The 11,662-nt window shown below is 54.7% G+C and carries 11 protein-coding genes; 3 read left to right on the top strand and 8 right to left on the bottom strand.

Annotation, left to right across the window (positions count from 1 at the left end; translation table 11 throughout):
• Window positions 1–141: 141 nt before the first annotated feature.
• Both VEV40_RS20765 and VEV40_RS17635 read left to right on the top strand, forming a co-directional pair.
• A complete protein-coding gene (locus tag VEV40_RS20765; RefSeq protein ID WP_414637855.1) occupies window positions 142–312 on the top strand; it encodes a transposase in 171 nt (56 codons plus the stop codon).
• A 73-nt stretch (window positions 313–385) separates the two neighbouring features.
• Complete coding sequence (locus VEV40_RS17635) at window positions 386–688, top strand: PKD domain-containing protein (protein ID WP_324834227.1); 303 nt, start codon at window positions 386–388, stop codon at window positions 686–688.
• A gap of 52 nt (window positions 689–740) precedes the next feature.
• Here the strand turns inward: VEV40_RS17635 and VEV40_RS17630 are convergent, their stop codons facing one another.
• From VEV40_RS17630 to VEV40_RS17595, 8 genes are all read right to left on the bottom strand, one after another.
• Complete coding sequence (locus tag VEV40_RS17630; protein WP_324834225.1) at window positions 741–1,790, bottom strand: GTP-binding protein; 1,050 nt, start codon at window positions 1,788–1,790, stop codon at window positions 741–743.
• A complete protein-coding gene (locus VEV40_RS17625) occupies window positions 1,787–4,498 on the bottom strand; it encodes a GH116 family glycosyl-hydrolase (protein WP_324834223.1) in 2,712 nt (903 codons plus the stop codon). The genes VEV40_RS17630 and VEV40_RS17625 overlap by 4 nt, the downstream gene beginning before the upstream one ends.
• A 62-nt stretch (window positions 4,499–4,560) precedes the next feature.
• Window positions 4,561–5,337: a SagB/ThcOx family dehydrogenase gene (locus VEV40_RS17620; RefSeq protein ID WP_324834222.1), complete on the bottom strand. Its 777-nt coding sequence runs from the start codon at window positions 5,335–5,337 to the stop codon at window positions 4,561–4,563.
• 9 nt (window positions 5,338–5,346) lie between these two features.
• Entirely contained in the window at window positions 5,347–6,672 is a 1,326-nt protein-coding gene (locus tag VEV40_RS17615; protein ID WP_324834221.1) for a YcaO-like family protein, read from the bottom strand.
• Complete coding sequence (locus VEV40_RS17610) at window positions 6,669–7,793, bottom strand: TOMM precursor leader peptide-binding protein (RefSeq protein WP_324834219.1); 1,125 nt, start codon at window positions 7,791–7,793, stop codon at window positions 6,669–6,671. The genes VEV40_RS17615 and VEV40_RS17610 overlap by 4 nt, the downstream gene beginning before the upstream one ends.
• Window positions 7,783–9,699, bottom strand: coding sequence for a RiPP maturation radical SAM C-methyltransferase (locus VEV40_RS17605; protein WP_324834217.1), 1,917 nt, complete (start codon window positions 9,697–9,699; stop codon window positions 7,783–7,785). Before VEV40_RS17605 ends, VEV40_RS17610 begins: the two co-directional genes overlap by 11 nt.
• 6 nt (window positions 9,700–9,705) lie before the next feature.
• Entirely contained in the window at window positions 9,706–10,017 is a 312-nt protein-coding gene (locus tag VEV40_RS17600) for a hypothetical protein (RefSeq protein ID WP_324834216.1), read from the bottom strand.
• Window positions 10,018–10,284: 267 nt separating this feature from the next.
• Window positions 10,285–10,548, bottom strand: coding sequence for a hypothetical protein (locus VEV40_RS17595; RefSeq protein WP_324834215.1), 264 nt, complete (start codon window positions 10,546–10,548; stop codon window positions 10,285–10,287).
• Window positions 10,549–10,615: 67 nt separating this feature from the next.
• On the opposite strand from VEV40_RS17595, the gene VEV40_RS17590 reads away from it, so the two are divergent.
• The gene (locus VEV40_RS17590; protein ID WP_324834214.1) at window positions 10,616–10,867 is read left to right on the top strand and encodes a hypothetical protein; all 252 of its coding nucleotides are present in this window, start codon (window positions 10,616–10,618) and stop codon (window positions 10,865–10,867) included.
• The last annotated feature ends 795 nt before the right edge of the window (window positions 10,868–11,662 follow it).

Genomic DNA, 11,662 nt, shown 5'->3' with positions numbered 1-11,662 from the left:
AGGAGGGTCCGCAGGCGCTTCCTTCCTCCGGCGGCAGAGGGTAGTGGCCTTGATCCGAGCAACATTGCGCATTTTTCCTCCAAGGTGGCTCTCAGCCAGCCAGTTTTTTCAATGCAAGCCAGTCAGTCTTTACTTTGAGTATTGGGAACCGGGGCACAGTGGCGCGAGATGCCGAAGGAGTATCCGCCCTGCCAGACCTGCCATCGCCGGTTCCAGCAGTGGGTGCGCAGCGGCAAGCTGAAAGAGGCGCTGAAACTCCTGGCTCGGCATCTTCACGAACGGGGGGCTGGACCTAGAAGAAGCGTTCGTTGATGCCACCCTCGCGAGCGCCAACTCGGTCCGAGTTTTGCTCCTTGAGAATGGCTCGGCGCCACTGGTGCATCCTATGATTACAGCAAAGCGCTTAGCGGAAGGCCATAGTGGCGACAATCTCACATTTTCGGTTGCCACGTCGGATTCGGAAGAGCCACTGCTTACCTATGAATGGAGTTTTGGGGATGGAGTGATCGCAAACAGCGCAACCCCTCGCCATGCCTACACAGCGCCTGGAACCTATCAGGTGCGGGTGAAGTGCACCTTCTTGAACGGCACCAGTGCAGAAGATAGCTTCCAGTTGCCGATTACAGGGGTTATCAATACGGAGTTCCAGCCGGTGCAAAAGCGTCGCTTCGTTGCGCCGAGAATTTGAGGTGCATTCCGCCTGCGCGTTCTTGGTCCACTCCGTAGTAATCGTAGGGAATCTAGCTTGGCACAATCCTTCGCTCAGGTTTCGGCGGAGCCGGGCTGAAGCAGTGCATCACGATCCGGGATAGCTCGTGCTCAAAGCACGCCAATTCGTTCTCGACGATCTCTTGCACATGTGCAGGATTTCCAGTGGCCCTCAGATTAAGCAGCAAATCGTGAATTTCAGCCGACGAAGCGTCCAGATCGCCGTCAACGACCGCTTCTTCGCCATTGGCACAAATCGCCGCCTTCAACCAGCCTGACGAAGAGCAATCCATAACCTTGAGATGTGAGATTGCAATCCCAGCGGCGGTGAGAGCTTGGTCGAGACGATCCAATAACGGACCGACAACCGACGCCGGACTCATCGGAGACGTCGGGGTGAAAACACAACTCAGATTGAGCCATGCAAGGGCAGCCTCGGCTTGAGCATACTGCTCATAATCGATCTCGATTGTATGTGCTCCTGCCATCAGCGTTCCGGACAGGATTTCGTCCAGCCACTCTCTCACTCCTTGCCCTGTCTTCCCGCTTAAATGGCGAATATGTATTCCTGACAGCCCAGACGCATCGGGATATATGTCAGTCTTGGTTATGCAGACTAGATCAGCCTCCTGGAGCTGTCTTCGAAAAAGAAAAGTGAGATTGCGATTCTCATTGTTCTGTAGTGCGGCCGCTCTCGCTGGGTCAACAAGCACGGTGAATGGCGCCAGTCTGTAGTGATTAAACTCCTCGCGAAGAGGAGCCAGCACAGTCGCCGCAATATCCGTGCAGCTTCCTACCGGCTCTGCGAAAATCACATCCGGCTGGTAGGGATGCAAGGCTTCCATCGCCGTGATCAGCTTTGAAAACCTGCAGCAGAAACAACCTCCTGTAACTTCACCGGCAATCACCCCGCTCATTTCTACTTGGTGGGTGTCCACCAGCGTATCTCCCTGGTCGTTCAGAATGACAGCGCTGCGAAGTCCTCTCTGCGCAAGAAGCTGTGCTGCAGTCAGGATCAGAGTTGTCTTTCCCGCTCCTAGAAATCCACCGACCACAACCACCCAAGGACGCTCGGTATTCATGCCCTTACTTCTATCCATAGCTCGTCGTTTATCCGAAGGTTTACGGTTTCGTGAAGGCTTACGATGGCAGACTCGCCAGATTTCGCAATATCATTCGGCAGTTTTTGCCCATTATGATTCACCGCAGCGATGCCACCAGTTCCAGTAATTTCGAATGATTGGCAGCGCAGCACCCCGGCCAGGATGCTAAGCGTAAATCGGGTGCCACTCGCGTGCGGTTGATAAGAAAACATCCCCCATCCGGTTCCCGTCGACCAAAAGCAACTGAACCGTTCATGAGGAACGCGTGGCAGAGCGGTGACATGCGCCTTGGTACCGTCATAGATGAATCCGCTCGATGACACAAACGCAGACCAAGAAGACATGGCACGGACGTAGTGGTGTCCGCATTCGGGCTCATCCCACGGGTTCCGTTTTTCTCCATCATGGCGAAGACGCGCGCTCCTGACAATCTCAAGTGCTTCTGCGGCCATGCCCCAACGGATCATCAATGCTGCCAGAGCATATTCCTGCCCTGTCCATGCTTCCGCGTAGTAAGGAAACGGAATGCGCGGGCGTTCCGCCTTTCCGTAGTCACAGATCACAACTGCTGCTTCATCGTTCAACGCATAGGTGCGCTGCACGTTGTTATGGTCTGCAAGAGAAGCCTTGTAGTTGTACCGGTAAATCGATTGCAGTGTCGCGCGTATATTCGCTTCTGAGACCAGAGGCCCCGATCCGCCAGTTTCTGCCAGATATTGGCCGATAAGTTGATCGACGAGGCATCCGTTCCCGACCTGGTACTCAGGTGTCTCGGTGTTTTCCGATCCCATGTCGCTCGTCAAGTGTGGCGCGATCTCATCTCTGCGGATGCCCCGAATCTTCTGAACGTAGTATTCACCATTGAATAGATTGGCATCGATCCAATTCCGCCCCTGCTCATACAGCCGCTGGTATTCGTTCGCAGAAGAGCTGTCTCTTATTGCTCCCGCCATCTCTGCGCAGGCATTGAGTGCGCCCAGATAATAGATCCCGCACATAGGATTCGGACCATAGAACTCCACATCGTAGGTGTTGTGCTGCACACCTTCAAGGACGCCATCACGATTCCCATCCCATCCGCCCTGCACCCATGCAAACTCCAGCGCCTTCTTTACCCTCGGCCAGATGCCGCGCAGCCATGCATCGTCTCCGGAAAGCTTCCAGTCCAGCCAGGCGTGAATAATCTGGCCCATCTGACCATCTGCCGCAGCAAATCCAGAGCGGGCTTTACCATCAGGCAACAGTTGGCGAAAGTGAATCGCTCCCGCGTCGTCCATCGCATAGCCGAAAGCACTTTTGCGCAGGGAACGGGCAAATGAAGGAAACAAAAATGTAGTTGCCGTTTCATAGTTCCACACATGCGTGCAATTTCCGAAGCAGCATCCATGCGTGTCGTCGCTGCCTTCAAAGCCGTGGAATTCTCCGTCAGACGTGCGAAAACAGGTCGTGGTTGCCAGCGTGGAGAGGTTGGCACTGGCAGCATCCTTCACCTCGCCAGGCAGCGTACTATTGCGAAAGGTCTCGGAAAACATCATCGTTCGTGCTTCTAGACTTCCGATGTTCTTTGCGGCATACTCAACCGCATCCCATGCATCCTTGAAGCGCGTTGCGTAGTAGTTGCCGATAATGGTTTTTCCTTCACCAGGCGGGGCATCCCACCCGCACCACTCTGGGGTGCGATTGGGGAAATGCCAACCCAGCAGAAACGGAAAGTCAACGTATTTTCCAGGAATGATAGTCGCCTGAAGACAGAGCACACCTACGGAATCGTGCGGCTCCGGCTGTGTTCCTAATTCTCCGCTCTTTGAAAACTGGTCCCAGAAGAGGAGCGGAGAATTCCACCATCGTCCTTTTGGCCATCCCTCCCAGTATGAAATATGCGTATCGGAACTGGCTAAGGCTGCCAAAACAAAACTGCCAGCCATTGGATCACCCATTGCAAGTCCGGGATTGCTCATATAGAGTCCCGTGGCTTCCGGGCCGGAACGGTACGCATTGATGCGCTTATCGCTTCTTCTTTCCTCGATTTTCACAGGATTATCAATGGAAAATGCAATGCTGACCTTCGCTCCAACTCCATCCAGACTGCTGGCTCGGTACCGAAGCATTGCAACTGGGAGTCCGGAATCATCCGGCTCATGCGGTATAAATGGTGAGAATGCTTGTAACTCTACTTTTACCGGCAGAGATTTGTCTTGAAACTGGATGTGCGCAAAGGGATAGCCGCCTGTAAAGACCGCCGACTCCAGGCGGCTTAATCCAGGAGCATTCTCTGAGCCTAGCCCATCCTGTCCCTCATATGGCGGAAGGATACGTGACTCCAGCACTCGAGCCACAGGCGCCTGATTTTCTCCTTGCACCCAGATAGATGGCAGTGCATAAGGAGGTTGAAATCCTTTGTTTGGCCGATTGAAAATCTCCCAGTTGCAAAGCTGCCCTCGCCCTCCCAAACCGATGCTGCCAGCAGCCACTCCTCCCAGTGGAAAAGAAATCATCTTCAACTGCCGTCCGCGAAACTGCCGTGGATAGGAGATTTCTTGCACGCTGTGAGCTTCGCGTTGATCGTTACTCCCTTCGTTGTTCTGAGAGGCGCTAGCCGTTGGCCATTGTCCAGCCTGCGTCGCGGCACCCACCACTCCGGCGGCGTGCTTAAGAAAATCCCGGCGATCTAACCTGAACTTGTTCATCCTTTATTCATTTCGCGGTGGCTAATTGGACCTCTAGTTGGTCGGGCCTGAGATTCTTCCGGTTAGACCAGGGAGATCGTCAGCGGTTCTGAAAATGCCGGCCAACCGATGGCCACTGAATAGATAACTCCTTCCTGCAGCGGGGCCAGGCCGAGAACCTGATTGAGTTCTCCGTCGGAATAGCCACCCATGCAGAGCGTTCCGAGTCCTTGTTCAACTGCCAGAAGGCAGAGATTCTGCGCGACATGGCCCGCCTCCAGCAGTGCGTACCGATAGCCGCGCGGGCCGTATTTTTTCTGCGTTCTATGAAAAACGGCGGAGAGAAATACAACTGCGTTGGAGTGCTCGATAGCCGGATACATGAATAGATGTGGCTTTAACGCCGGGAAAATGGAGCCGACGGTGAGTGGCTCCAGTACATGACTGCGAACGTTGTAATGGTGGAGACCGTCTGTTACCTTCTCCACTCGTTGCGTTGCGACATAAATTTCCAGCGGAAACAATCCACCGGCAGAAGGAACAGGCCGTAGCAGTGCAAGAGAGCCGCCAAGCAGCGTGTTGTCAGTTCGAGTAATTCCGTAGCTGCCCCATAACATAGCGCTCAAACTGGAGAGATGTAGCGTCTTCGGCTCGTATGCCCGGCATGACCGGCGCATGTTGGCCAGTCGAGTCACTTCGGATTCCGGCGGCGGTGGCAGGGCGAGCGGCGGCGCAGCAGGAGTTACATGCTTGTATTCGACTTCATACGTGACGCTTTGATATGCCTCGACATTGCCCCATGGTTCAGAGTTCAGATGGTAGAGCAGCGAAAGACTTGTTTCATCTTCAAAGGGCAACATGGAGATCTCTCACGCGAGTGGGTGTGGGCATTGGTTCAAGTCCCTTTCCGTTAACGGAGCCGATGCAAAACCTAAGTTATATGGCAATTCGAAAAGGCGCCTGCCACCGAGCCGTTCTTCCCCCCAACCAAAGTGCATGGGTTGGAGTCCGGTGGCGATGCTTCGCGCAACGTGAATCCCATAGTCTTTCACGTCAGAGGTTGTAAGGTCGACATAAAGTACGCGGGAACCGGAGTGCTGCAGTGTAGCCGTACATTGATCGAGGTCATTTTCCACGCTTCCGGATGAGTAGTCAGGTAACTCCTCGATGCGTTGCGAGCGACCGTTGTCGAGCAAAAAGGAGAACTCGCCGCGCCGCTCGAGCACACTTACAAACGCGCTATGATCTTCGAGTGTCTTAACGTCCTCGGCACGCTTCAAGCGTTCGCCCGGCGGCTGTTCGCGATATCGTCTCACTTCTCCTGGGTGTACCTGGCAAATTTCAAGCACCGCCCGCGTCAATGCCTTTTCCGGTGAAGCATGGCAACCCAGACTGATCACGGCTGCGGGTCCCAATCCCGTCGAGTCGAGCGCGATGGCCATCATGACATGTGCATCTATGTCCGTACACATGCGGAAGACCCGCAGGTCCACGCCGTAATGCAGATAGTGAGCGCGGATTGAATTCGCTAGTGGTGAGGCTGCGGTGAAATGCACTTCAGGCGCTGGAAGACGCGCCATCCATGTCAACAGGAATGCATCGCGTTCGATAGATTCATACAGGCCATGCAACACAGCGTATTCAAGGGTCGGGCCGGCTGCGAGGCCGTTTGAAGTGGCTGGTGCCAGAGCATCTTCCGCTCGGTCTCTCGGGAATTGTAGATATACGAGGCTGGCGGGGACGTAAACAAGGCGATTCAATGGCAGCTCGCGAGCGGCGATCCAGGTTATCTCGTCTTTTGGCTCCCAATCATGATAGGGAAGGCGGCCACTGCCATATTGGCTGGCGGAGTAGAGGACGAATTCGGGCGGTGCGACGGACCGATCTGAAATTCTTTCCCAGGGCGACACGAAAGCAGCTGATTGATCAAAGTGGGACGCGCAGTAGCGTTCGATCGCTTCACCAATTGCACCGCGAATCGCTTGTTCCTCCGACATTCCCTTTCCTGCGGATGCTCGGTCCTGTGCTTTGGCGGCATGAAAGTCGAAGTGGGAAACCTCGGCCTGATAGATGATTGGCGGAGATGGTTCTTCAGCACCTCGCTGCACGCGAGACACACTTCGAATGATTCCGGTACGAGGACTGACAAGATCGGCCCAGTCTCCTACGAGTTTGTGCAGCGCAGATGCGTTCATCGAGGCTTCGACTGGTGTGACAGCTCGTCTGGTACAGCCGCACTTTTTGAGCCCATGGGAAAACAGGCTGGACACCAGGGTTTCCTGAGAACCACGTGCTTAGAAGAACTCATATCGAGAAGATCGAAAATCACAAGCTTGCCCAGAGTTGGAACGGGTGTAAGCCCGGCAACCTCGCGCAGCGTTTCCAGCGCCAACATGTTCGCGGCGAGGCCAGCGCCAAAAACCAGATTTTCACGGTTCGAACTGTCATCCTGTTTTCGACGATCCAGTACTTTCTCGAATGCGAAAGCATCTTCGGGGTTTCCAGCACAAGCAACGACCCGCATCTTGTAACAGAGATAGCATGGCGTCACACGCGGATGAATTGTTGGTCCAACAATGACCTCACTGCCAGACAGCGTGCACGAGGTCCATCTTGTGTCTGTTTTCAGGCAGGCTCGATTCAGCTTGTAGATCAGGGAAGACTGCCCGAGATCGAGGCAACAGACTACGAAGTCCGACCCTTCGATGGTGTCCGTAACGGCCTCATCCGATGAGAGATCGCTGGACAACGTTTCCAGCTTTGTCTCCGGAGAACGGCCGGAGACTCGACGTTCCGTGACAGAAATGCGCGTGGATCCTACATCGGTTGTGCAGAAACCGGAAGACAAATAAATGTCCGCAGGTGAAACGATTGAACCATCCACGCACCGAATCGTGCCCACGCCAGACGCGGCGAGGGCATCGACAAGGTTAGCGCCGGCACCACTCAATCCTAGTACCGTGACCGTTGCGCGACGAAGTTGCCGTTGTATCTCAGCGGCGTCAAGTCCAATTTCCTGGAAGAAGTTGTACTGCGGAAGCAAACGTGCTGCGGCATCCGCGTCTGCTTCCTCAATCGGGCCGTCCTCGAGGAGATTCTGGCTTGCCAACAGGTCGAGTCCGGCTTCGAGATCTTCAATTGCGAAGACATCCTCCACGTTGCGGCCGATTTCCTCGAGCGTGTTCTGGCCATCGAGCAGGGGAATTACCCTGCGTTCAAATTCGCGGAAGGAGTGACCTTTCAGCTTGACGCGCCGCCGCCCCGAGACAAAGTGTAGTGATTCATCGCCAGAAGCATCCGGGGGCTCAGACCACACGTAATAGTGGCTCGGGAGCCGAGGCTTGTTGAGTCTTCGGGATGACACAGAGTTGATTTTGCTCCTCTAGGATTGAGCGTTCACGGAAAACTGCCAGACTAAGATAATGATCGTCAAGCTTAATCATGGTTTTCGCAGTAACGAAGTTGTCGAGAATCGCACAGATATCAGATTTGGTAACAGCCGAACTCAAGGTGCGAGCCAGGGTCGCCACGGACTTGGCGGTGTCGCAGCTTAAATATAGCCGCGCGGACATTCCACTCAGCACTTCCCGATGCTTTACCGCAGCCTTGCGCGTGTCTTCGATCAGCAGGCCCCCAAAGTAAGGACTCGCGTCCAACCGGGGCCTTTCAGCAATGGGCCCTCCGTGCGCGTTCAGCCACTTTACGATTTCATCTTGCAGCCGATTAATGTACGACTTTGGATCTCGTCCGTCGGCATAATCAAATTCAAAAAAATATGCCAGCCTGGCGAGCTCGTGCCGCCCGAGCGGAAATACATAGTAGTACGCTACAGCGGGACGCACCCGTTCTATGCCGAAATCGGTGGGATTGCTGTGAAACGGGCTGAAGCGATCCAGGCGGAGCGCCGTACAACCAGCCGGTGGTGCCAGGTGTGTAAGAAGAGGAACAAGTTCCGCCTGCCAGTCATACTCTGCTGGAGACTCGCCGGGAAATCCCGCAATGATATTCCATACAACATCCAGGCCCAGTTCCTGGCACCAGCGCAACAGTTGGATATTCTGGATTCCTATACAGCCTTTCCTCATCAGCCGCAGGACCGAGTCACTGAAACTTTCAATTCCCGGTTGAATGCCCAAGACTCCCCCCGCTCGCAGAAGCTCCAGCTGATCGTAACGCAGGTTCGCCTTCACCTCATAAAACAGGGCGAGACCAAGGTTGGCTTCCGCGAGCATCGGAAACAAAGTCTGGATATAGCGCGTGTCGAGGATGTTATCGACGCAGTCGATTCGCTTCACCTGGTACTGAGTCGCCAGCGTCGCAAATTCGCGAAAGGCTCTTTGGACACTCTTGCTGCGAAATGCCATCGTTGCGCCATTGAGTCCGCAAAATGTGCAGTGCTGCTTTGCGCCCCACCAGCAGCCGCGAGAAGTCTCGATCAGCGCAACTGGATTCAGAGCATTTCCCAGAGACGATCGCCGCGCGCGGTCAAAAAAATCTGAGTAATCGGGAATGGGCAGCGCGTCCATGTCGCCGACCCGCTCAGGATCACTCAGTAGATCTTCCCGGCCAGAAATCCCCGCAACAGATACTTTGCCCTTGCGATTCAGGATTCCGGCTACCAGGCGCGGAAAGCTAAGGTCCGCCTCCCCGGTTGCCACATAATCGATCCATGGGAAAGAGCGGATGAGTTGCCAGCCCATCTCACCTTCGCAATTAGCTCCTCCGAAAATAATCAGTGGCGCACTTGGCATTTTCTTGAGCTGCTGGGCGATGGCAAGACAGGCACACGTCTGATGAAAGCTGGTGGGAAAACCCACGATCTTTGGCCGCAGATCCAAAAGCCGAGCCACGCATGAGCTGATGAACTTAGCCCGTGCTTTCCGGGCTTCAACGATTGCTGATCTTGCGGCTGCCGTCGACAAATAGGGGCCGAGAACCCTTGCCATGTAGTCGTCGGCGTCCGGAATTGTATTCCCGAAAACCAGATCTGCGAAAAACCATTCGCCGGCAAGACAATCGGATGGCAGTGAATTAGCGAGCAACTGATATGTTTCAGCCCCGATAATCTCGGCAAAGGCAATATTGAAGTATTCAATTTGAGAATGGAAACCGCCGGCCCGCAACCCCGCTTGCAGCAGACTTGCACCGATTACTGGACGCTGAAAGTCGGCAAACGGCAATGCCGCGAAGACAACATCCATCTCGTTGGTCCGGCGGTCCATGTTCGGCTAGCTGCCTAGATTGCCGAAGCCTCCGGTGGGGTCTTTGGACTGTAAAACGCAGCTGCACGGGCCACATGTGCATTCATAAATGCATGGCTGACGAACACATACTGTACTGATGCAGCCCACCGAGATACAACGGGCAATGACACAAACCTGAGGGCTAAGAGCGGGTTGTGCCTGTTGACCGATGAGAGATGACACTTTCTGATATGCCTTCATCTCATCTTCGGTGATGTGAATTTTGGATAATTTGTCTTCCAGTTCAGCGACCCGCATTTCAAGAGTTTTGTTCTGGCCCGACTTGCTCTCTGCCATACTGATCTCCTTTTTCGCCGATGTCCGCTTCGCCGGCAATTAGCCGGGAGTGCCGGTCGCGGAAACTATACACCCAACTGTCAACCCTGTGTATGTATTTTGTCGGCCCAAAGTTCAAGGGAAAATTGCGGACGTGGATTGGACCATGAAAGGGTAATGGATGTCAGCGATCGCTACAGCGAGAGGGAGACAAGTAGGAAAAAGGAAATACCCTGCAATGTTGAAGCTTCCTATCCTGCGCGCCAAATGTGCAGGCTGCAATGATGGTTAAACCTCCGCTAACCAGATTTGGCCATTGAGAGATCCTGAAAACACCGCGCCCGGAATGGCAGTGATGGCTGCGATCTGTGCCGGACTGCACGGTTTCCGCGAGTCGCATGGCGAGGGTGCCGCAACCCAGAGGCGGCTCCCATTTTCCAGCGAAAGCGCAACCAGACCTCCGCCTTTGGATGGGTCCAGATTGGGTGGGCTGATAGGCAGGAACGACTCATCCAAGATCGCAACGTAGACCCGCTCGATCCTGCCGTTCATTCTTCTGGTCTTTCTTCTCTCGCGTTGGTCTGGCGGACTTGTCGCGCGTTACGGCGCGAGAAGCCCATTGATCGCCGGCCCTATCGTTGCCGCGCTAGGCTTCGTCCTGTTTGCCGTACCCACCATCGCGCATAGTTACTGGGTGGTGTTTTTTCCTGCTGTGATCACCCTCGGACTCGGGATGGCGATCACAGTGGCACCTCTCACCACTGCTGTGATGAATGCAGTGGACCAGGAACCGTCGGCACAGCATCTGGTATCAACAACGCAATCGCCCGTGTCGCTGGGATTCTTGCGATCGCAATCCTGGGGATTGTAACGGTCTATGCCTTTCGCGCGCGCCTCGATCGCACACTAAATCATCTCTTTCTGCCGCCGTGGGTACTCCAGGAACTTCGGACTCATGAATCCAGAATCGCCGGGCTGCAGGCGCCCGCCAATCTCGACGCGCATACAAAGGCCGTCATCAAAAATTCGATTCGACTAGCGTTCATATTTGGCCGGCTTGTCATTAGCAAGCGCTGCAGTTGCATGGCTTATGCTTCCGAAAGCTAGTGACCCATCCGTTCTGACCCCGCAGGCCTCCTGATTTTAGCAAACAGCTTTCTTGGCGCCATCCTCTCCCGCTGGATGCAAAACGCCTTTGCTGCGGGCAGTTTGTCCGCGGCTGCCGCACTCCTCGCTCTCAGCGCACTTCTCGCATGTCTCGTGCCCGCCCGTCATGCCATCGCCGTCTCGCCTGCCGGAGACTCTACGCGTTGAATAAAGCGTGTCCATAAGACCAGAGCGCAGGTACCCCCTGTAGGCATCACTTCAGGGCAATGCGCTTATTGAGCCGAACGGATGCGGGTCAATTTACGACTTGGCGATTTGTCGCTCGTTGCCATCCGACAAACGGTCGTCAGTATGAAACGCGAACAACTCGTTTGGCGGTATTTAACCTTGCCTTCCGTCGACTCAGCAGTTGCAAAACGAGCTTCTACTTCGCGCTTGCGGGCGGCACAATGCCATTCATTCGCAGGTATTCCACCATTTGGCCGTAATGGTCATTCCCATGTGCAGCAGCAAAAGCAGCTATCGTCGTCCTTGTACTGAACCCGTCAATCGGCTTAAT

It is taken from the genome of Alloacidobacterium sp. (assembly GCF_035631355.1).
Classification (GTDB): Bacteria; Acidobacteriota; Terriglobia; order Terriglobales; family Acidobacteriaceae; genus Alloacidobacterium.
The sequence above is the reverse complement of the archived record's forward strand: the minus strand, read 5'-3'. Positions and strand labels throughout refer to the sequence as shown.